The sequence below is a fragment of the Streptomyces racemochromogenes genome (assembly GCF_039535215.1).
In the GTDB taxonomy this organism is placed as follows: Bacteria; Actinomycetota; Actinomycetes; order Streptomycetales; family Streptomycetaceae; genus Streptomyces; species Streptomyces racemochromogenes.
Genome location: NZ_BAAAWT010000001.1, coordinates 4,496,568 through 4,517,986, shown reverse-complemented (window position 1 = coordinate 4,517,986; position 21,419 = coordinate 4,496,568). Strand labels below are relative to the sequence as shown.

19 protein-coding genes are annotated in these 21,419 nt (G+C 71.0%); 12 read left to right on the top strand and 7 right to left on the bottom strand.

From position 1 onward, the window contains the following. From ABD973_RS20865 to ABD973_RS20830, 8 genes are all read left to right on the top strand, one after another. The gene (locus ABD973_RS20865; RefSeq protein WP_345504671.1) at window positions 1–921 is read left to right on the top strand and encodes a hydroxymethylglutaryl-CoA lyase; all 921 of its coding nucleotides are present in this window, start codon (window positions 1–3) and stop codon (window positions 919–921) included. A gap of 7 nt (window positions 922–928) precedes the next feature. After that, the gene (locus ABD973_RS20860; protein ID WP_125594127.1) at window positions 929–2,089 is read left to right on the top strand and encodes an acyl-CoA dehydrogenase family protein; all 1,161 of its coding nucleotides are present in this window, start codon (window positions 929–931) and stop codon (window positions 2,087–2,089) included. A gap of 150 nt (window positions 2,090–2,239) precedes the next feature. Further along, a complete protein-coding gene (locus tag ABD973_RS20855; RefSeq protein WP_125594128.1) occupies window positions 2,240–3,286 on the top strand; it encodes an ABC transporter substrate-binding protein in 1,047 nt (348 codons plus the stop codon). Between the two features lie 123 nt (window positions 3,287–3,409). Then, the gene (locus tag ABD973_RS20850; RefSeq protein ID WP_125594129.1) at window positions 3,410–4,318 is read left to right on the top strand and encodes a siderophore-interacting protein; all 909 of its coding nucleotides are present in this window, start codon (window positions 3,410–3,412) and stop codon (window positions 4,316–4,318) included. Window positions 4,319–4,474: 156 nt separating this feature from the next. Next, window positions 4,475–5,965, top strand: a complete 1,491-nt coding sequence (locus ABD973_RS20845) for a pyridoxal phosphate-dependent decarboxylase family protein (protein WP_125594130.1) — start codon at window positions 4,475–4,477, stop codon at window positions 5,963–5,965. Beyond that, on the top strand, window positions 5,949–7,250 hold the full coding sequence (locus ABD973_RS20840; protein ID WP_125821189.1) for a lysine N(6)-hydroxylase/L-ornithine N(5)-oxygenase family protein: 1,302 nt from the start codon (window positions 5,949–5,951) through the stop codon (window positions 7,248–7,250). Before ABD973_RS20845 ends, ABD973_RS20840 begins: the two co-directional genes overlap by 17 nt. After that, window positions 7,247–7,837 carry a GNAT family N-acetyltransferase gene (locus ABD973_RS20835; protein WP_345501432.1) on the top strand — a complete coding sequence of 197 codons (591 nt, stop codon included), beginning with the start codon at window positions 7,247–7,249 and terminating at the stop codon, window positions 7,835–7,837. Before ABD973_RS20840 ends, ABD973_RS20835 begins: the two co-directional genes overlap by 4 nt. After that, window positions 7,834–9,615, top strand: a complete 1,782-nt coding sequence (locus ABD973_RS20830; RefSeq protein ID WP_125821191.1) for an IucA/IucC family protein — start codon at window positions 7,834–7,836, stop codon at window positions 9,613–9,615. The genes ABD973_RS20835 and ABD973_RS20830 overlap by 4 nt, the downstream gene beginning before the upstream one ends. A gap of 123 nt (window positions 9,616–9,738) precedes the next feature. On the opposite strand, the gene ABD973_RS20825 is transcribed toward ABD973_RS20830, so the two are convergent. The 5 genes from ABD973_RS20825 to ABD973_RS20805 form a co-directional block, all read right to left on the bottom strand. Further along, window positions 9,739–11,310, bottom strand: coding sequence for a YrhB domain-containing protein (locus tag ABD973_RS20825; protein WP_345501430.1), 1,572 nt, complete (start codon window positions 11,308–11,310; stop codon window positions 9,739–9,741). A gap of 18 nt (window positions 11,311–11,328) precedes the next feature. Continuing rightward, on the bottom strand, window positions 11,329–12,972 hold the full coding sequence (locus ABD973_RS20820; protein WP_345501429.1) for a putative T7SS-secreted protein: 1,644 nt from the start codon (window positions 12,970–12,972) through the stop codon (window positions 11,329–11,331). Next, window positions 12,972–13,613: a hypothetical protein gene (locus ABD973_RS20815; protein WP_125821194.1), complete on the bottom strand. Its 642-nt coding sequence runs from the start codon at window positions 13,611–13,613 to the stop codon at window positions 12,972–12,974. The genes ABD973_RS20820 and ABD973_RS20815 overlap by 1 nt, the downstream gene beginning before the upstream one ends. Next, window positions 13,610–14,074: an SseB family protein gene (locus ABD973_RS20810; protein ID WP_241253240.1), complete on the bottom strand. Its 465-nt coding sequence runs from the start codon at window positions 14,072–14,074 to the stop codon at window positions 13,610–13,612. The genes ABD973_RS20815 and ABD973_RS20810 overlap by 4 nt, the downstream gene beginning before the upstream one ends. Window positions 14,075–14,159: 85 nt before the next feature. Beyond that, window positions 14,160–15,746, bottom strand: a complete 1,587-nt coding sequence (locus tag ABD973_RS20805; RefSeq protein ID WP_125821195.1) for a beta-N-acetylhexosaminidase — start codon at window positions 15,744–15,746, stop codon at window positions 14,160–14,162. Window positions 15,747–15,809: 63 nt separating this feature from the next. On the opposite strand from ABD973_RS20805, the gene ABD973_RS20800 reads away from it, so the two are divergent. The 3 genes from ABD973_RS20800 (at window position 15,810) to glmS (ending at window position 18,972) form a co-directional block, all read left to right on the top strand. Continuing rightward, entirely contained in the window at window positions 15,810–16,694 is an 885-nt protein-coding gene (locus ABD973_RS20800) for a DUF4429 domain-containing protein (protein ID WP_125821196.1), read from the top strand. A gap of 106 nt (window positions 16,695–16,800) precedes the next feature. Continuing rightward, window positions 16,801–17,076 carry a hypothetical protein gene (locus tag ABD973_RS20795; protein WP_007264192.1) on the top strand — a complete coding sequence of 92 codons (276 nt, stop codon included), beginning with the start codon at window positions 16,801–16,803 and terminating at the stop codon, window positions 17,074–17,076. Between the two features lie 78 nt (window positions 17,077–17,154). Next, window positions 17,155–18,972: a glutamine--fructose-6-phosphate transaminase (isomerizing) gene (gene glmS / locus ABD973_RS20790; protein ID WP_125594138.1), complete on the top strand. Its 1,818-nt coding sequence runs from the start codon at window positions 17,155–17,157 to the stop codon at window positions 18,970–18,972. A 102-nt stretch (window positions 18,973–19,074) separates the two neighbouring features. Here the strand turns inward: glmS and ABD973_RS20785 are convergent, their stop codons facing one another. Together ABD973_RS20785 and ABD973_RS20780 are read right to left on the bottom strand one after the other, a co-directional pair. Further along, window positions 19,075–19,641 carry an acetate uptake transporter gene (locus tag ABD973_RS20785; protein ID WP_125821197.1) on the bottom strand — a complete coding sequence of 189 codons (567 nt, stop codon included), beginning with the start codon at window positions 19,639–19,641 and terminating at the stop codon, window positions 19,075–19,077. A gap of 99 nt (window positions 19,642–19,740) precedes the next feature. Then, complete coding sequence (locus ABD973_RS20780; protein WP_007264195.1) at window positions 19,741–20,271, bottom strand: universal stress protein; 531 nt, start codon at window positions 20,269–20,271, stop codon at window positions 19,741–19,743. A 415-nt stretch (window positions 20,272–20,686) separates the two neighbouring features. On the opposite strand from ABD973_RS20780, the gene ABD973_RS20775 reads away from it, so the two are divergent. Then, window positions 20,687–21,073: a hypothetical protein gene (locus ABD973_RS20775; protein WP_125821198.1), complete on the top strand. Its 387-nt coding sequence runs from the start codon at window positions 20,687–20,689 to the stop codon at window positions 21,071–21,073. Window positions 21,074–21,419 lie beyond the last annotated feature (346 nt).

Below are 21,419 nucleotides of genomic sequence, written 5' to 3'. Positions count from 1 at the left end.
ATGACCGTCCCGGCCCCCGCCGGGCTCCCGCCCCGCGTCCGCATCCACGAGGTCGGCGCGCGCGACGGGCTGCAGAACGAGAAGACGGCCGTACCGACCGCCGTGAAGGCCGAGTTCGTCCACCGGCTCGCCGCGGCCGGCCTGACCACCATCGAGGCCACCAGCTTCGTCCACCCCAAGTGGGTCCCCCAACTCGCGGACGCCGAGCAGCTCTTCCCGCTCCTCTCCGACGTGGACGCGGCGCTCCCGGTCCTGGTCCCCAACGAGCGCGGCCTGGACCGGGCGCTGGCCCTGGGGGCGACCCGCATCGCCGTGTTCGGTTCGGCCACGGAGACCTTCGCCGCCCGCAACCTGAACCGGACGGTCGCCGAGTCCCTCGCCATGTTCGAGCCCGTCGTGGCCCATGCCAAGGCCGGGGAGGCGCACGTGCGGGGCTACCTCTCGATGTGCTTCGGGGACCCCTGGGAGGGGGCCGTCCCGGTCCACCAGGTGGTCCGCGTCGCGAAGGCCCTGCTGGACCTGGGCTGCGACGAGCTGAGCCTCGGCGACACCATCGGCGTCGCCACGCCCGGCCACGTGCAGGCCCTGCTGTCCGAGCTGAACGCCGCGGGAGTGGGGACCGACCGGATCGGCGTGCACTTCCACGACACCTACGGCCAGGCGCTCTCCAACACCCTCGCCGCGCTCCAGCACGGCGTGACCACGGTCGACGCGTCCGCCGGCGGCCTCGGCGGCTGCCCGTACGCGAAGAGCGCCACCGGCAACCTCGCCACCGAGGACCTGGTGTGGATGCTCGACGGCCTCGGCATCGAGACCGGGGTCGACCTGGCCGCCCTCACCGCCACGAGCGTGTGGATGGCCGAACAGCTGGGGCGCCCCAGCCCCTCCCGTACCGTCCGCGCCCTCTCCCACAAGGAGTAGTCACACCATGTCCCTCGACCACCGGCTCACCCCCGAGCACGAGGAACTCCGCCGCACCGTCGAGGCGTTCGCGCACGACGTGGTCGCACCGAAGATCGGCGACCTGTACGAGCGGCACGAGTTCCCCTACGAGATCGTCCGCGAGATGGGCCGCATGGGCCTGTTCGGCCTGCCGTTCCCGGAGGAGTACGGCGGCATGGGCGGCGACTACCTCGCCCTCGGCATCGCCCTGGAGGAGCTGGCCCGCGTCGACTCCTCGGTCGCGATCACCCTGGAGGCGGGCGTCTCCCTGGGTGCCATGCCGCTGTACCTGTTCGGCACGGAGGAGCAGAAGCGGCAGTGGCTGCCGAAGCTGTGCTCGGGCGAGGTGCTCGGCGCGTTCGGCCTGACCGAGCCCGGTGCGGGCAGTGACGCGGGCGGCACCCGCACCACGGCCGTGCGCGACGGTGACGAGTGGGTGATCAACGGGTCGAAGTGCTTCATCACCAACTCCGGTACGGACATCACGGGCCTGGTCACGGTCACGGCCGTGACGGGCCGCAAGGCCGACGGCCGCCCGGAGATCTCCTCGATCATCGTCCCGTCCGGCACCCCGGGCTTCACGGTGGCCGCTCCGTACTCCAAGGTCGGCTGGAACTCCTCCGACACCCGCGAGCTGTCCTTCGACGACGTGCGGGTGCCGCTCGCCAACCTGGTGGGCCAGGAGGGTCGCGGCTACGCCCAGTTCCTGCGGATCCTCGACGAGGGCCGGATCGCCATCGCGGCCCTGGCGACGGGCCTCGCGCAGGGCTGCGTCGACGAGTCGGTGAAGTACGCGAAGGAGCGGCAGGCCTTCGGCAAGCCGATCGGTGACAACCAGGCCATCCAGTTCAAGCTGGCCGACATGGAGACGCGCGCCCACATGGCCCGCATCGGCTGGCGCGACGCGGCCTCCCGGCTGGTGCACGGGGAGCCGTTCAAGAAGGAGGCGGCCATCGCGAAGCTGTACTCCTCGACGGTCGCCGTCGACAACGCCCGGGACGCCACGCAGATCCACGGCGGCTACGGCTTCATGAACGAGTACCCGGTGGCCCGCATGTGGCGCGACTCCAAGATCCTGGAGATCGGCGAGGGCACGAGCGAGGTGCAGCGCATGCTGATCGCCCGCGAACTGGGCTTCGCCGGCTGACCCAACACCCGCGCCGCGCGCGGGGAACGACGAGGGGACCCGAAAATAATTAGGGTCCCCTTACCGTTTTCGGCCAAGGTTAGGCTAACCTTCCCACCGAACGGCCTCGGGTCCCCCGGCCGCCCTGCACGCACGAAAGCGGAATTCCCCATGCCCAAGCCCAGCTCCACGTTCCTCTCCCGCCGCGGTCTCGTCGCCGCCGGCGGCGCCCTCGGCCTCGTCGCGGCTCTCACCGCGTGCGGCGGCAACGACAAGGCGAAGGACGCTGAGGGCGGCAAGGGCGGCACGGCCGCCGCTTCGGGCGCGTGGAGCTTCAAGGACGACCTGGACAAGACGGCCAGCGCCAAGTCCACGCCGAAGAACATCGTGGCCTACACCGGCACCGCCGCCGCGCTGTACGACTACGGCGTGCAGGTCAAGGGCGTCTTCGGCCCGACCAAGCTGGCCGACGGCAAGGCCGACCCGATGGCCGGCTCGATGGACATCTCCAAGGTCGAGATCCTCGGCAACGTCTACGACGAGTTCAACGTCGAGAAGTACGCGGCCCTCAAGCCCGAGCTGCTCGCCACCAACACCTGGGACGGCACGTACTGGTACGTCCCCGAGGCCTCCAAGGACAAGATCCTGAAGCTGGCCCCGGCCGCCGCGATCGGCGTGGGCGACAAGGTCTCCATGGACAAGGCCCTGGAACGCACCGCGGACCTCGCCAAGTCCCTGGGCGCCGACCTGAACTCGAAGAAGGCCGCCGACGCCAAGGCCCGCTTCGACGCCGCCTCCGCCAAGGTCCGCGAGGCCGTCAAGGCCAACCCGGGCGTCAAGGTGCTCGTCGGCTCCGGCGCCGACCAGCTCTTCTACGTCTCCACCCCGAAGACCTCGGCCGACCTGAAGTACTTCGAGTCCCTGGGCGTCGAGTTCGTCTCCCCCGAGCAGGACAAGCTGGACCCGCAGGGCTTCTACGAGAGCCTGAGCTGGGAGAACGCCGGCAAGTACAAGGCCGACGTCGTCCTCCTCGACAACCGCACCCAGGCCCTGCAGCCCGAGGCCCTGAAGGCCAAGCCGACCTGGAACGAGCTGCCCGCCGTCAAGGCCGGCCAGGTCGCCCCGCGCGTGACCGAGCCGATCTACTCGTACGAGAAGTGCGCGCAGATCCTCGAGGACCTCGCCAAGACCATCCAGAACGCCAAGAAGGTCTCCTGACCCTCTCGCGCCGGTCCTGAGGGCCGGGCCGCGGGCCACCGCCCGCGGCCCGGCCTCCGGCACTGACCGCCCGGCACCACACCCGCCGCCGGCGCCCATTCGAATCCCAGGGGGGACTCGCGCATGACCGCCACCGCATCCGAGGCCGAACAGGCCGTGGCGCACTTCCGCTTCTTCACGATGGAGGTGCTGCGCACGCGCCGCCTCGGCCACTCGTTCCTGCGCGTCACCTTCGGCGGTGAGTCCCTGGCGGACTTCAGGTCCGGCGGGTACGACCAGAGCCTCTCGCTCTTCCTGCCGCCGGCGCACGCCGAGCACACCGAGCTGCCGTCCACCGACGAGGACACCTGGTTCGGCGCCTGGCGCGCGATGCCGGACGAGGACCGCCCCGTGATGCGCTCGTACACGGTGCGCGAGCAGCGGCGTACGGACGCGGGGGTGGACGAGGTCGACATCGACTTCGTCCTGCACGGGGACGCCTCACCGGCCTCCCGCTGGGCGGGCCGGGCCGTCACCGGCCGCCGGATCATGGCGATCGGGCCGGCGGTCGCGGAGAACAAGTCCGTGCGCTTCCAGCCCCCGGCCGCCACCGACGCCTTCCTGATGTACGCGGACGAGACGGCCCTGCCCGCCGCCGCCGCGATCCTGGAGCGGCTCCCGGCCGGCGTGAAGGCCAGGGCCTGGTTCGAGGTCCCGCACGCGGACGACCGGCTGGCCCTGCGCACCGACGCCGACGCCGACATCACCTGGATCGTGCGCGCGAAGGGCGCGTCCGGCCCCGACCGGGCGGGCCGCGTGGTGGAGGAGATCCGCGCGGCGGAACTGCCCGCCGCCGAGGCCCCGTACGCCTGGCTGGCGGGCGAGGCCGGCACGATCCGCGCGGTACGCCGCCACCTGGTGCAGGAACGTTCCATCAACCGGCGCGCGGTGCGCTTCACCGGCTACTGGCGGCTCGGCGCCAGCGAGGAGCAGCTGCTCGCCGAGGCGTACGCGGGCCAGGCCCCGAGCGAGGACCCGGCGTCCGAGCTCTAGCCCCAACACCCTTGCGGCACACGGAACTTCATGCGGGAGGCCCCGGCATTCGCCGGGGCCTCCCGCATTTGTGATCGAATTAAGGTTAGGCTAACCTAACTCTCGCACCCCACGCCTTGCCCGTCCCCCCGCTCACCCCTGCCCGGAGGAAAGTTGATGCGCCAGCATCTGCTGAACGAGACGACCGCGGACCTCTACCGGCGCTCCGTCACCGAGGGCGTCGACCGCGTCGCCGCCAAACTCGCCACGACCGAGCGGCCCCACACCGGCATATCCGTCGACGAACTCGCCCCGGTCATCAACGGGATCGACCTCGACCAGCCGCTCGGCGACGCCGCCGCCGCCCTCGACGAGCTGGAGGACGTCTACCTCCGCGACGCCGTCTACTTCCACCACCCGCGCTACCTGGGCCACCTCAACTGCCCGGTCGTCATCCCCGCGGTGGTCGGCGAGGCGGTCCTCTCCGCCGTCAACTCCTCCCTCGACACCTGGGACCAGTCCATCGGCGGCACGCTCATCGAGCGCCGCCTGATCGAGTGGACCGCCCGCCGCATCGGCCTCGGCGAGGGCGCGGACGGCATCTTCACCTCCGGCGGCAGCCAGTCGAACTTCCACGCCCTGCTCCTGGCCCGCGACGAGGCCTGCCGGACCGTGATGAAGCGGGCGCTCGACGAGGGCACCGAGCTCACCAAGGCCGAACTGCTGCCGAGACTGCGCATCTTCACCTCCGAGGCCAGCCACTTCAGCGTCCAGAAGTCCGCCGCCATGCTGGGCCTCGGCTACGAGGCCGTCATCTGCGTGCCCGTCGACCGCAACCGCCGCATGGACACCTCCGTCCTGGCCCTTGAGCTGGAGAGCTGCGCCGCCGAGGGCCTCTTCCCGATGGCCGTCGTCGCCACCGCCGGCACCACCGACTTCGGGTCCATCGATCCGCTCCCCGAGATCGCCCGCCTGGCCGGCGAGCACTCCGCGTGGATGCACGTGGACGCCGCCTACGGCTGCGGACTGCTGGTCTCCCCCACCCGCCGGCACCTCCTCGACGGCATCGAGAAGGCCGACTCGGTCACCGTCGACTACCACAAGTCGTTCTTCCAGCCCGTGAGCTCCAGCGCGATGCTGGTCCGCGACCGCGACACCCTCAAGCACGCCACGTACCACGCGGACTACCTCAACCCGCGCCGGATGGCCGAGGAGCGGATCCCCAACCAGGTCGACAAGTCCATCCAGACCACGCGCCGCTTCGACGCCCTCAAGCTCTGGATGACCCTGCGGATCATGGGCGCCGACGGCGTCGGCTCCCTCTTCGACCAGGTCGTCGACCTCGCCGCCGCCGGCTACGACGTCATCGCGGCCGACCCGCGCTTCGAGGTCGTCGTCGAGCCGCAGATCTCCACGCTCGTCTTCCGCTACCTGCCCGCCGGCGAGACGCGCGGCGACCTCGTCGACGAGGCCCAGCTGCACGCCCGCAAGGCCCTGTTCGCCTCCGGCGAGGCCGTCGTCGCCGGCACCAAGGTGGACGGGAAGCAGTACCTGAAGTTCACCCTCCTCAACCCGCAGACCACGACGGCCGACATCGCGGCCGTCCTCGACCTCCTCGCCGCACACGCCGAGCAGTTCCTGGGAGAATCCCTTGCCGTCCACCGCTAAGCCCCACGACTTCATCGGCATCGGCCTGGGTCCCTTCAACCTGGGACTGGCCTGCCTGACCGCGCCGATCGACGAGCTCGACGGGCTGTTCATCGAGTCGAAGCCGCACTTCGAGTGGCACGCCGGGATGTTCCTGGACGGCGCGCACCTGCAGACGCCGTTCATGTCGGACCTGGTCACCCTCGCCGACCCGACCTCGCCCTTCTCCTTCCTGAACTACCTGAAGGACAAGGACCGGCTGTACTCCTTCTACATCCGCGAGAACTTCTACCCGCTGCGCGCCGAGTACAACGACTACTGCCGCTGGGCCGCCGACCGGCTCGACAACGTCCAGTACTCCACCTCCGTCACCGAGGTGACGTACGACGAGGCCGCCGGCGTGTACGAGGTCCACACGGACCGCGGCGAGACCCACCGGGCCCGCCGCCTGGTCCTGGGCACCGGCACCCCGCCGCACGTCCCGGCGTCCTGCGCGGGCCTCGGCGGGGACTTCCTGCACAACTCCTCGTACATGCAGCACAAGGAGACCCTCCAGAAGAAGAAGTCGATCACCCTGATCGGCTCGGGCCAGAGCGCGGCCGAGATCTACTACGACCTCCTCGCCGAGATCGACGTACACGGCTACCAGCTCAACTGGGTGACCCGCTCCCCGCGCTTCTTCCCGCTGGAGTACACCAAGCTCACGCTGGAGATGACCTCCCCGGAGTACGTGGACTACTTCCACGCCCTCCCCGAGGAGACCCGCTACCGGCTGGAGGGGCAGCAGAAGAACCTCTTCAAGGGCATCGACGGCGACCTCATCAACGCCATCTTCGACCTGCTCTACCAGAAGAAGATCACCATGCCGGGCACGGTCCCCACGACCCTGCTCACCAACAGCTCCCTGAACAGCACGGCGTACGACACCACCACGGGCACGTACACGCTCGGCCTGCGCCAGGAGGAGCAGGAGCGGGACTTCACCCTGACCACCGAAGGCCTGGTCCTGGCCACGGGCTACAAGTACGTGGCACCGGAGTTCCTCACCCCGATCCACGACCGGCTGAACTTCGACGGCCACGGCCGCCTCGACGCCGGCCGCAACTACGCCGTCGACGTCACCGGCCGCGGGGTGTACCTCCAGAACGGCACCACCCACAACCACTCCCTCACCTCGCCCGACCTGGGCATGGCCGCGTACCGCAACGCGTACATCGTCGGTGAGCTGCTCGGCCGCGAGTACTACAAGGTCGAGAAGTCCATCGCGTTCCAGCAGTTCGCGGCCCCGGAAGGCATGCACGCATGAGCACCACCCCTGAAATCCTCTTCGCCCGCACCGACGCGGCCCTCGGGACCTTCGCCATCCGCCCCCTGGACCCCTTCGCGGACGCGGAACTCCTGCACGGCTGGGTGACGCACCCGAAGGCCGCGTTCTGGATGATGCAGGAAGCCTCCCTCACCGAGGTCGAGCGCGAGTACGCGCGCATCACCGCGCACGAGGACCACCACGCCTTCATCGGCCTCCACGAGGGCCGCCCGGCCTTCCTGATGGAGAGCTACGACCCCTCGAAGCTGGAGCTGGTCGGCCTGTACGACGCGCGGCCCGGCGACATCGGCATGCACTTCCTGGTGGCCCCCTCGGACACCCCCATATCCGGCTTCACCCGCTCGGTGATCACCACGGTCATGGCCTCCCTCTTCGCCGACCCGGCGGCGGAGCGCGTGGTCGTCGAGCCGGACGTCCGCAACAAGGCGGTCCACGCCCTGAACGAGGCCGTGGGCTTCGTTCCCGAGCGCGAGGTCCAGAAGCCCGAGAAGACCGCCCTGCTCAGCTTCTGCACCCGCGCCCGGTTCGAGGCGGCCACCGCCCTCACGACGGGAGTCCCGGCATGAGCCTCGCCGACGCCGTCTCCCACCTCTCCCCCGAGCTGTGGGCCCGCGCCAACCGCGCCCTGGTCCGCAAGGCCCTCGCGGAGTTCTCCCACGAGCGCCTGCTGACGCCCGAGCCGCTGGGCGGGGACCTCTACTCGGTCCGCAGCGACGACGGCTCGGTCGAGTACCGCTTCCGCTCGGCCCTGCACGCCCTGGACCACTGGGCGGTGGACGAGGAATCCATCACCCGCCACGGCAACGGCACCGAGCTCCCGCTCGACGCCCTGGACTTCCACATCGAGCTCCGGCAGACCCTGGGCCTGAGCGCGGAGGTCCTGCCGGTCTACCTGGAGGAGATCTCCTCCACCCTGGCCGGCACGGGCTACAAATACACCAAGCCCCAGCTCAGCTCGTCCACCCTCGCGAAGTCCACGTTCCAGGACATCGAGACGGGCATGACGGAGGGCCACCCCTGCTTCGTCGCCAACAACGGCCGGCTGGGCTTCGGCGTGCACGAGTACCTCTCGTACGCCCCGGAGACGGCGAGCCCGGTCCACCTGGTGTGGGTCGCCGCCCGCAAGGACGTCTCCACCTTCACGGCGGGCGCGGGCCTGGACCACGACACCTTCATGCGCGAGGAGCTGGGCGAGGACGCCCTCACCCTGTTCGCCGCGAAGATGACCTCCCTGGGCCTGGACCTGGCGGACTACCACCTGCTGCCGATCCACCCCTGGCAGTGGTGGAACAAGACCACGGTCACCTTCGCGGCCGAGATCGCCAACCGCCGCCTGGTGCTGCTGGGCGAGGGCTCCGACGCCTACCTCGCGCAGCAGTCGATCCGCACCTTCTTCAACACCACCACCCCGACGAAGCACTACGTCAAGACGGCCATCTCGGTCCTCAACATGGGCTTCATGCGCGGCCTGTCCGCCGCCTACATGGAGGCCACCCCGGCCATCAACGACTGGCTGCACCAGCTGATCGAGTCCGACGAGGTCCTGCGGTCGGTCGACTTCTCGATCATCCGCGAGCGGGCGGCGATCGGCTACCACCACCGCCAGTACGAGCGCGCGACGGACCGCTACTCGCCGTACCGCAAGATGCTGGCCGCCCTGTGGCGCGAGTCGCCGGTGAACTCCCTGCGCGAGGGCGAGCGCCTGGCCACCATGGCCTCGCTCCTCCACGTGGACGCGGACGGCAGGTCCTTCGTGGGCGCCCTCATCGAGGAATCGGGCCTCACTCCCGCCGAATGGCTGAAGCCGTACCTCCGCGCCTACCTCCTCCCCCTCCTCCACTGCTTCTACCAGTACGACCTCGCGTACATGCCGCACGGCGAGAACACCATCCTGGTCATCAAGGACGGCGTCGTACAGCGGGCGATCTTCAAGGACATCGCCGAGGAGATCGTCGTCATGGACCCGGACGCGGTCCTCCCGCCGGCGGTGGAACGCGTCCGCGCGGACATCCCGGAGGACATGAAGCTCCTGTCGATCTTCACGGACGTCTTCGACTGCTTCTTCCGCTTCCTGAACTCCATCCTGGTCGCGGAAGGCATCTGCGACGAGTCCACCTTCTGGCAGGCGGTGGCGGACTGCGCCCACGACTACCAGGCCTCGACCCCCGCCCTGGCGGACCGCTTCGCGCAGTACGACCTCTTCACTCCCGAGTTCCAGCTGTCCTGCCTGAACCGCCTCCAGCTGCGCAACAACAAGCAGATGGTCGACCTCGCCGACCCGGCGGCGGCCCTCCAGCTGATCGGCACCCTCAAGAACCCCGTCGCGCCCTTCGCGCGGCGGTGACCGGTGGGGGGGGCGGGCGCGGCGTCGATACGGTCCCTCGAAGCCGCACCCGCCCTCCGCCCCGACGCCGGGGCCGCGAAGCCCTGACTGGCCCTCTTCGCGGCCCCGGCGTCGTGCCGTCCCTCAGCGGTAGCGGACGACCCGGACCCCGGACTCCCGGAACCCGTCGAGGCTCTTGAGCTCCTCCGCCGAACCGTCCACGAGCCCCACGAAGCCGCCCTCGGAACGCAGGCCGGTGAGCAGCAGACCGGTGGACTCCCGTCCCCGCCCGTCCAGCCGGCGCACCCACACCAGGGCGCGGCCCCCGGGCGGCAGGGCCGCGAGCGCCTGGACGGAGGCGGTGACCGTCGGGAACTCGGACACCTGCATGACGGGCCCCAGCTGCGCCATCGTCGAGGCGAACCAGTCGGCCTTCCCCGGCTCGGGCGTGGGCCCGGCCGCCTCGCCCCGGTCCCAGCGGGCGAAGAACCCCCACGGGTCGGAGTTGGGCAGCAGGAACGGCGCCCCCGGCCCCTTCGGCACCACCAGCGCGGCGTCGAGCATCGAGTGCCGCCAGTCGCCCGTCCGCAGCGCGGCGGTGGTCTGGCAGGCGAACAGCCACCCCCGGGCCGTCTCGTCGGCCGGATCCGGCGCCACGAGCTCGACGAGCACCTCGTACGTCTCCCCCAGCCACGCCTCGGCCTTCGCCCGCGCCGCCCCGAAGTCCTCGGCGGACTGCGGCGCCCCCGGCCGGAACCCCGCGAACACCAGCTCCAGCACGCTCTCGGTGTCGAGCCGGGCGAGCCCGCCCGTCATGCCGTCGAGGAACACCACCGTGCCGCTGTGGTTGTGCGCGTACAGCAGGTGCCCGCTGACCTCGGTACCGCCGATCGCCCGGCGCACCCACACCACGCCCTGGGTGTCCGGCCCGGTCTCCTCGACCCGCCGGATCACCTCGTCCCAGCTCCCGCACCGCAGCTGCTCGGCGGTCGGGAAGTACCGCTTGAGCAGCAGCTCCCACCACCCGGGCGCCTCGTGCGAGGGCTGCCAGGGCAGCGGGCTCGACGGAGCCCCGGCGATGGCCGCGGCCACGGTGACGACACACCCGCGCGAGTTCAGCCGCCGGGCCTGCGCCTGCGGGTCCGGCTCCTCTCCCGTCCGGGTGTAGGCCGCGGCGTCGCTCCACGGGTCGTCCGCGGCGGGGTGGAAGGGCGTCCCGGCGTCCTTGGGCACCACGACGGAGGCGGCCAGCATCGGCGTCCGCGGATACCCCGGCTGCTCGATGGTCCGGCAGGCGAACAGCCAGGTGCCCGCGTCCTCGGCCACCGGCTCGATCCCCACCAGCTCGACGAGCCCGCGATAGGTCTTGAGGAGCCATTCCAGCGCGGTCTGCCACGGCTCGGCCTTGATGGTCCCGGCTCTGTAGGCCGCGGCCCATCCGCCGTGCCGCACGTAGGCCAGGAATTCGTCCAACGGCAGGTGCGACGGCGGGAACTGCACCGCACCGCCGTCCTTCGGGACGAGCACCAGCTTGGTGAGCGGCCCTACCCAGTGGTCGTCCGCGTCGATGCTCTCCTGCGTGTCGAAGTGGACGACCCAGGCCAGGTCGAACTCCTCGCTGAGCTCCGGCTGGAGGACGAGCGTCCACGGCTCGGAGGCGAACGCCTCTTCGAGGAAGGGCCTGGCCGCCTCGACGGCATCGTTCAACGTACGCATCTCTGCTTCCCGACAGCACTATCTATAGGGGACATGGGCGAGTTCCTTGATGTTCTTCGTCTCCAGCCGGGCCAGGGTGCCGGTCTGACCGTCCAGGAAGACAACGCCATGGGGAGTGTTGACAGCGTTGAACACGTGTCCCGGCCTGCCGTGGCGGGAAATGGCGACCACGCTGCGTGAGCCCTCACCCCGCGCCTCAAGGTCCCTGATGATGTCGTCATAACTCTGTACGACCTTCTTCGCGCTCGGCTTCACCCCGAGCTCTTCGTACGGTACGTCACCCGGCTTGGCCCTGGGGGCTGCCGAGACCTCGATACCGTCCAGCCGCCTGTCGACGGTCACCACGTTGTGCGTGCAGTTGACCCGGTAGCCGGTCTGACCCGTGTTGTTCATGTCCTTGAGCCAGGGGAACTCCGCATCCAGGAACTTGTTGGCCTGGCGCTTCGTGACGCTGTCCGCGTGTATCGCCTTCTCTTTCGTCAAACCTTCCGCCGGCTGCGCCAACCGCTTCCAGCGTGACGGCTTCGCCGCCACCTCCGCGGCCGTCTCCGCGACCCGTGTCCCCGTGCGGGCGGCGCCCGCGCCCTTGGGGCCCAGCAGCTCCGGTACCAGGCGGCCGAGGCCCTCGCTGGGGTCGTCCTTGAGGGGGTCGAGGAGGGCGCTCGGGATGCGTTCCGGGTGGGCGGCCGTGGAGACGAGGCCCGCCAGGGTCATGTTGACGTGCTGGGAGTACTCGGCCGGGTGGGTGAGGTTGTACGGGTCGTACGGGTTCAGGCCGCGGGCGAAGTCGACGGTGGCCGCCGTGCCCTTGAGCACGCCGCCGACGAAGTGGTTCAGCTCCAGCGCCTGGCCGGCCTCGTGGTCGACGAAGCTGCCCCAGGCGCGCTCGGACGCCGACGGCATGGCCGGGGCCTTCTCCGTGGCCGCCTCCACGGCCCGCTGGGCCGTTCGGGCGGCCTCGTCGCGCTGGCGGCGGGCCTCCGTGAGGATCTCCTGCGCGCGCCCCCGCGCCGCCTCGCCCGGGTCGGCGCCCGGTGCGGGGCAGGGGCCCGGGTCTCGGCCGGCCTTGGCCGCGGCCTCGTACGCGTCGGCCCTGGCCCGGTAGGCGTCGGCCGCCTCCTTCGTGGCCTTCACGCCCTGCCGGTAGAGGTCGACGGCCTGGGCGGCCTGCTTCTGGGCCCATTCCACGGTGTCCGCGTAGTGCTTGAGGGCATTGGCGCCGTCCTGGCAGGCGTCCGACGCGTGGAACCAGTCCGTGGGGTGCATCGCGAACTTCTCGCGGAACGCCTCGGCGGCCGCGCCCTCCCAGTTGCCGGTTTCCAGGGCCTTCATGCCCTGGCCGACCTTGTCGAAGGCGGAGTGGAAGTCGGCGAGGTGGGCGGCCGCCTCGCGGATCGCCGCCGGCTTGCCGTGGACCAGTTCGTCGGCCTGCTCGGTCTGGCCGAGCTGCTGTTCGCCCACGGAGGCGCCGAGGTTCGAGGCGACGCCGTCGCCCCAGTCGTCGACCTTGTCCGCCCAGCCGTGCGCGCCCACCTGGTCCAGGACGTCGCCGACGCCGTGGGCGGCGCCGCTCACGCCCTCGCCGACCGCCTTCTTGGTGGCGTCCCAGCCGTCCTCCAGCTTCTCCAGCCCCCGGTCGACCAGACCTCCCCAGTCCGGCATCAGTGCTCACCGCCCTTGCCGCCCTTGCCGGCCTCCGGTGCGGGCCCGACCCAGCCCTCCACGGCCCTGTCCATGTCGTCCCGCAGACCGGTGGCGTCCAGCAACTGGTTGTGGAGGAGGGTGTCGGAGCTGTTCACGTCCCGTACCGCGCCCTTCCAGGCCTCCGTGCTGTTCCGGTCGGCCCGCTGGAAGGACTCCGCGCTGTAGTCCGCGTCCCTGACCTGCGTGTACGGGTTGTCGGCGAGGACCTCGCCCCAGTCCTTCCCCGTGATGTCGCCCTCGGAGGCGTACGGGTTGCCCAGGGCCGAGTTGACCAGCACCTTGAAGCCGCCCTGGATGTACTGGTCCTGTTCGTGCACCAGGCCGGCCGACAGGCCCACGTTGGCGGCGAAGTCGTTGCCCTGCTGGACCAGGGAACGCACGCCCCACTCCCAGCGCTCGCAGAACGCGTTGAAGGAGGAGGTCAGGCCGTCGTGGCCGGTCTCCAGCCCGGACAGCGACAGGTCCGAGAAGCCCCGGCCCATGCTGGCCGTGCCCACCATCCCGAGCTCCTTCAGCTCGGCCAGCGTCTTCGTGATCCCGTCGGCGATCTGACCGAGTGCCTGCTTCGACACGTCCAGGTCGGAACCCTCCCCGCTCACGCCGCCACCTCCCCGTCCAGCGCCGCCGCACCCGGCACGATCCCGCGCACCGGCGGGAACACCGCGCCGTCGGGACCGGCGGCGTCCAGAGCCACCCCGCAGGGGAAGTCCAACTCCGGGATCACCTCGTCCAGCAGCCGGGCACCGGCCACCCGCCGGAACGCCCACTCAGACCCGGCTTCGCCCCGCGCCTCGGCGAACCGGGCAAACGTTTCCTCTCCCGAGAAGGCGCAGATCCAGTCCAGCCCGCCGAGCCGAGCGGTCCACAACCCGCCCAGCGTGTCCAGCGGTACCAGCACCAGCTGCCTCCGGAACGCGGCCAGCCGCGCCCCGGCCGCCTCCCGCGCCTCACCGAGCGGATCCGCCACTGCCGCGACCCGGCCCGGCGTCACACCGGGCCCTGCGGTCAGCCGCGCGGCCGCGGCCGCCCGCAGCTGAGCCCACTCCTCGTCAAATCCCATCCGAAAATGCCCCCTTGGCTCCCGCCGACCGACCCCCGCCTCCGCAGATCGTGGCACGGACCGGCGACAGCCACGCCGTCGGCGGCTACTCCCAGGGCACCTCCGGTGCCCGGTAGTACGCCGTCCCCTGCGCGGCCAGGCGGGGGCCCTGGGCCGCCAGGCGGTCGCGGTAGGCGGGCCAGGAGAGGGCCGCCGCCGGGGACCAGCCGAGTTCCGCGAGGCCCAGGAGGCGGGGGAAGGCCATCAGTTCCCAGTCGGCGCGGCCGGCGATGGTCTCCGTCCAGAGGGGGGCTTCCACGCCGAGGACCGCGGATTCGGGGACGTCGGGGAGGTGGGTGCCCGGGTTCCAGGAGTAGGAGCGCTGCACCGGGACGTAGCCGGCCCAGGCCAGGCCCGGCTTCGTCTCCTTGTCGTACTTCATGTCCAGGTAGGCGCGGTCCGCCGGCGAGAGGATCAGGGGGTGGCCCGCGCGGGCGGCCGCCGCCACCGCCGACTTCTCCGCCGCCGCTGTCTTGTCGGTGCCCCAGTACTGGAGGACCGCGCCCGGCGCCGGGCGGGCGTTCGCGAGCTGGTGCCAGGCCACCACCGTCTTGCCGTGCCTCGCCACCACCGCCTGGGCGCGGTCCATGAAGGCCGCGTAGTCCGCCGCCGGGGTGGAGTGGGCCTCGTCGCCGCCGATGTGGAGGTAGCGGCCGGGGGTGAGGGCGGCCAGTTCGCCGAGGACGTCGTCGATGAACTCGTACGTGCGCTCCTTGCCGACACAGAGGGAGCTGAAGCCGACCTTGACCCCGGTGTAGCGCTCGGGGGCCCTGCCGTCGCAGTTCAGCTCCGCGTAGGAGGCGAGGGCGGCGTTGACGTGGCCGGGCATGTCGATCTCCGGGACCACGTCGACGTAGCGGCGGGCCGCGTAGGCGACCAGGTCCCGGTACTCGTCCTTGGTCCAGTGGCCGCCGGGCCCGCCGCCGACCTCGCTCGCGCCGCCGTACGCCGCCAGGCGCGGCCAGGAGTCGACGGCGATACGCCAGCCCTGGTCGTCGGTGAGGTGCACGTGCAGGGTGTTGATCTTGTACTGGGCCACCTGGTCGACGTACCGCTTGACCTGTTCGACGGGGAAGTGGTGGCGCGCGACGTCGACCATGGCCCCGCGGTACGCGAAGCGGGGGGTGTCCGTGACCTCGCCCCCCGGGACCTCGCCCGCGCCCCGCACCGGCAGCAGCTGCCGCAGCGTCTGCCCGCCGCGGAAGAGGCCCGCCGGGGCGTGCGCGGTCACGGTGACCCCGGAGGCGGTGGTCCGCAGCCGGTAGCCCTCCGCGCCCAGCTCCCGGGCCCCGGGGTCCAGCCGCAGCCGGATCCCGTCCCCGTCCCCCTCCTCCCCGCCGGCCACCGGCAGCGGCAGTCCGCTCGGCCCGCGCAGCTGCTCCGCGAGGAGTTCGCCGACCCGCCGGACCTCCTCCCCCGAGCCGGGCCCGGTACGGATCACCGTGCCCGGGCCGAAGGCGTACCCGGCACCGCCCGAGGCCCGCGCGGAGACCGGCGCCGGCAGGAGCCGTTCGTAGGGGGTGAGGACGGCGGAGGCGTGCGGGTGCCCGGCGTCGTCGCCGTGGGCCGCCGTGCAGGAGACGGCGGCGGCCAGGGCGAGGAGGGCGGCGAGCGTGCGGCGCGGGGCTCTCATCCGCCCAGGTATAGGCCAAACGGCCCGCCCTCGGGCGGCACTTGGCGGTGGGAGAATCATCGGATGGCGGAAATCATCCAGAAGGACGGTACGTGGACCTTCGACGGGGACGCGGTGCGCATCGTGCCGGGCCGTGACAAGGGGGTGGGGCTGCTGCGGCAGCACCTGGGCGAGGTGGTCGTGCCGCTGCGCGCGATAGGGGGGATCAGTTACGAGCCGGGGCGCAAGGCGGGCCGGCTGCGGCTGCGGCTGCGGGACGGGGCGGACCCGCTGGTGCAGGTGACGGGCGGGCGGCTGCCGGAGGCCTCGGACCCGTACCGGCTGTCGGTGGAGTCGGACCGCAGCGGCGTCGCGGAGTACTTCGTGGACGAGGTACGGAACGCCCTGCTGCTGGACGAGGTGGATCCGGGGCCGTGCGACGCGTACCTGATGCCGGGGCCGCCGTTGCCGCTGTCGTTCGGGGCGGGCGACGCCACGGTCTCCTTCGACGGCGACCGGGTGGTGCTGGACTGGAACTGGACCACCGAGGAGGCCAAGCGCTCGGGCGGCCCGTGCGAGTTCCGGGTCGCGGACGTGCGGGCGGTGGACTGGTCCCCTTCGAAGGGCCTGGACCACGGATGGCTGCGGTTCACCCTGGAGGGGGCGACGAAGGCCCCCGCACCCAAGTACGACCGCTGCGCGGTGGAGCTCTTCGGCTTCAAGAAGGACCCGCTGATGGCGCTGGTCGCGGCGGCCGTGGCGGTGCGGATGCCCCATCCGGCGGCTCCCGCGCCCGAGCCGGCGCGGCCCCTGCCCCTCGCGGACGCGGCCCCGGCGCTGGCGGGCGAGCCCGCGGACCACGACACCCTGCTGCGGCGGCTGCGCGAGGTGGGCGAGCTGCACCAGTCGGGGATCCTCACCGCAGATGAGTTCTCGGCGGCGAAGGCGGCGATTTTGGGTCGTTTCTGACCACGGAGTACCGGAATCTCCTATTCCCTGGTCCAGACCAGCGAGATCCTGCCCGATATCGGGCAGGATCTTTGCGTTTCACTCCTTGGACAGTCAATATCTACTGGTGCTCGACCGCCGCCCGTCGCATGACGACCTCGTCGACCACCTGGTGCGCAGCACCGCGCTGCAGCGCGGGGAAGCCGCCCGGGTGGTGCTGGACGTGCTCGCCTACTTCAACGAGACGACGGAGGAGTTCGTCCGCCGCCGCCACCGCGAGCTGCAGTCGGGCGGCGCGGTCAACGCCGAGATCTTCGAGCGGATCGCGGCCGAACTGCCGCACCGCGCCGTGGCGCCACCGGAGCTCTCGCTCCGGCAGCTGCGCCGCATCGTCTACGGCTGACCGGGGCCGGCGCGGCGGGCCCGGGCCGGCCGCGCGGGGAAGAGCACGACCACCGAACCTCAGGAGGGGCAACACCGTATGTGCGGAATCGTCGGTTACATCGGCAAGCGTGACGTGGCGCCGCTGCTGCTCGAAGGCCTGGCACGACTGGAGTACCGCGGATACGACTCCGCCGGCATCGTCGTCAACAGCCCGAAGGCCGCCGCGCTGAAGATGGTCAAGGCGAAGGGCCGCGTCCGCGACCTGGAAGCCCGCGTCCCCAAGCGCTTCGCCGGCACCACCGGCATCGCCCACACCCGCTGGGCCACCCACGGCGCCCCGAGCGACACCAACTCGCACCCGCACCTGGACCCCGAGAACAAGGTCGCCGTCGTCCACAACGGCATCGTCGACAACGCCGCCGAGCTGCGCGCCAAGCTGGAGGCCGAGGGCGTCGTCTTCGCGTCCGAGACCGACACCGAGGTGATCACCCACCTGATCGCCCGCTCCCAGGCCGACAGCCTGGAGGAGAAGGTCCGCGAGGCGCTCAAGGTCATCGAGGGCACCTACGGCATCGCCGTCATGCACGCCGACTTCGCCGACCGCATCGTCGTCGCCCGCAACGGCTCCCCGGTCATCCTCGGCATCGGCGAGAAGGAGATGCTCGTCGCCTCCGACGTGGCCGCCCTGATCGCGCACACCCGCCAGGTCGTGACCCTCAACGACGGCGAGATGGCGACCCTCAAGGCCGACGACTTCCGCACCTACACCACCAGCGGTACGACGACCACCGCCACCCCGGAGACCGTGGAGTGGGAGGCCGCCTCCTACGACATGGGCGGCCACGACACCTACATGCACAAGGAGATCTCCGAGCAGCCCGACGCGGTCGACCGCGTGCTGCGCGGCCGGATCGACGACCGCTTCAACACCGTCCACCTGGGCGGCCTGAACCTGGACCCGCGCGAGGCGCGCGGCATCCGCCGGGTCAAGATCCTGGGCTGCGGCACCTCGTACCACGCCGGTCTGATCGGCGCCGGGCTGATCGAGAGCATGGCCCGCATCCCCGCCGACGCCGAGCCGGCCTCCGAGTTCCGCTACCGCAACCCGGTCGTGGACCCCGACACCCTGTACATCGCCGTCTCCCAGTCGGGTGAGACGTACGACGTGCTCGCGGCCGTCCAGGAGCTCAAGCGCAAGGGCGCCCGCGTCCTCGGCGTGGTCAACGTGGTCGGCTCCGCCATCGCCCGCGAGGCGGACGGCGGCGTGTACGTGCACGCCGGGCCCGAGGTCTGCGTCGTCTCCACCAAGTGCTTCACCAACACGGTGGTGGCCTTCGCACTGCTCGCCGTGCACCTCGGCCGGATCCGGGACCTGTCGGTCACCGACGGCAAGCGGATCATCGAGGGCCTGCGCAAGCTGCCCGCGCAGATCGAGGAGATCCTGAAGGGCGAGGAGGACATCAAGCGCCTCGCCGCCGAGTACGCCGACGCCAAGTCGATGATGTTCATCGGCCGCGTCCGGGGCTACCCGGTCGCCCTGGAGGCCTCCCTCAAGCTGAAGGAGATCTCCTACATCCACGCCGAGGCCTACCCGGCCTCCGAGCTGAAGCACGGCCCGCTCGCCCTCATCGAGCCGGCCATGCCGACGGTCGCGATCGTCCCGGACGACGACCTGCTGGAGAAGAACCGCGCGGCGCTGGAGGAGATCAAGGCCCGCAGCGGCCGCATCCTGGCCGTCGCGCACCGCGAGCAGGAGAAGGCCGACCACACCATCCTCGTGCCCAAGAACGAGGACGAGCTGGACCCGATCCTGATGGGCATCCCGCTCCAGCTGCTGGCGTACCACACGGCCCTGGCCCTGGGCCGGGACATCGACAAGCCGCGCAACCTGGCGAAGTCCGTCACCGTCGAGTAGTCACGGCGCGCGCACGCGGAAGCGGGCGCGGGCACGGCACGCGGAAGGGGTGCCACCGGAACTCCGGTGGCACCCCTTCGCGTTACCCGCGGTCCGGGCCCGTCAGCCCGCGGCGACCGCCCGTCCGGAGGTCCTGCCCAGCGCCATCGGCCAGTTGGCCAGCGCGGCCGTGGCCCCGTACCAGGCCAGCAGCCCGGAGACGGCCGCGACCCAGCCGCCCGCCTTGGCCAGGGCGGCGGTGTCCGCGAAGGCGGCTATGGCCAGCAGGAGGAGGGAGAGGGTCAGCAGGCCGTAGACGCCCTGGCCGAACAGCCCGCTCGACGCGGCGAGCGTCAGGGTCAGCGCGAGCATCGCGAAGAGGACGAGAAACGTTCCGGCCGCCTCGTCGGAGACCGAGGCTCCCGCGCCCTTGGCCCAGGTGAACCAGAAGATGCCGAGGCCCGCGAAGGCGGTGCCGTTGAACCCGTTGCCGCCGCGGTACTCCAGGAGGCCGAGGAGGAAGAGGGCCGCCCCGCCGACGTACATGGCGAGCGAGACGGAGTTGGCGGCGGTCACACCCGAGAGGACACCCGTGTGGCCGATACCGAACGCGAGAAGGGTGAGACCCAGGGCGATGTTCCCCAGGGTCGAAGTCGAGGCCTTGCTTCCCGCAGAGACACCATTGTCCACGGCGGGCTCCCTTCGATCTGCAGTTGTTTGCTGCGTCCCAGCAGCATTTATCTACCCTTTACAAGGGGGTTCACAACCGCACAATCGACATACAGCGGGTTACGGAATGACAACAACGGGTCGCTGTGCCCGCTTCGCCAGCCGCCCCGCGACCGAGCCGAAGATCCGGCCGACGATCCCGTGGGTGGAGCCCACCACGATGGCGTCCGCCGAGTACTCCCGGCCGACCTCCTCCAGCTCGTGGCAGATGTCGCCGCCGCGCTCGACGAGGATCCACGGCACCTCGGACAGGTAGTCCGCGCAGGCCAGCTCCAGGCCCAGCACCTCGGTGCGGTGGTCGGGGACGTCCACGAAGACGGGCGGCTCGCAGCCGGCCCACACCGTGGTGGGCAGCCGGTTCGCGACGTGCACGATGATCAGACCGGAACCGGAGCGCCGGGCCATGCCGATCGCGTACGCCAGGGCGCGTTCACTGGACGTGGAGCCGTCGAAGCCAACCACCACGCCGTGGCGGAAGGCCGGGTCGCAGGGGTGGCGCGTCTGTTCCACCGCGCGCAGGTCGCTCGATACGGAATCGGCGAGGTGCTTGCGCTTGCGGTCCGCGGGTTCGGGGAATTCGTGACCGGCCATGGTGTCTCGGGGAGGAGTCCTCGGGGGAAGCGACAGGGACGGTTTCGGCGACTCGGATCTTCTGACGACGGGGCCCGTGCCACGAGCGTTTTCGGCGACGCAGCGTGACCATGCTCTGTCCTGGAAGCATCTTTCCAAGCCCTTACCCACCAGGGTACGGCGACACTCCTGTCCTGCACAGGGCATGCCGCCCTTGGAGAGCGTCCCAGGGAGCATGCCGGAGCGCGGGCGCCTTGGCAATGGCAGCTGTCCCCTACAGGCAGTGACCAGAGACCCTCGCGCCACCCGTGCGCGCAGTGACCGAGGGCCGCACCGGGACGTTGGACAGGAGTCCGACCGTCCAGGAAGAGCCCGCAGGGAGTACGCCGTGCCCGGCCATCCGGTTCACCCCGTCCCGCCCGTCCAGCCCGCTCCGATGACGCGGTCCGCCCGGTCCGCCCGCTCCGCGCCGCCCTCGGCGCGCGCTCCGCTTCACCCGTCCGTGCAGTCCGCCGGACGGGTACACGAGGACCCGGCGGGTGACGTGGTGCGCTGGGCGGCCTTCAGCTGCCTGCTCGTGCCGGTCGTCCTGGTGGTCTACGGGACCTCGTACGGCGGGGCCGCCGTGGCGACCCTGGGGCTGGCCGCCGTCACGGCCGCCTGCCGGGTGCTGCTGCGGTACTCGGAGAAGACGGAGCGGGCCGCGGCCCGCGTCCTGTCGGAGGATCCGCTTCCGTCCGGGCACCGAGGCCGGCACTCGCGCACCGGGGCCGGTTCGCACCGCGGCTGCCACGGTTCCGCAGGGACGTCCCCTCACGACTGACCGATTCGCACGTACACACCCGGTTGTTTTCAGCCAACTTCCGGACCCTGTGCTTCCCTTGCCGGAATGTCCCCCCAACCCCCCTACCATCAGCGACTACGGGCGACAGGGGACGATTCGACCCCATGAGTACTGGCCACGGCCGGATCGCGGGCTTCCCCGTCGGGTAGCGGAGTGGAACGCTTCCTGATCGAATGCTTTTCGCCAAGTTGCCAAGTCGACATAGCGCTGCGTGCTGAACTTGTCACGCCGACACCACGGGACGCAGTAGATTCGATCATGTATTTACGGCGGGGGATCCACGTGCAAGGCCGAGGGGAAACGTGCAGGTGCGACCAGACCAAGG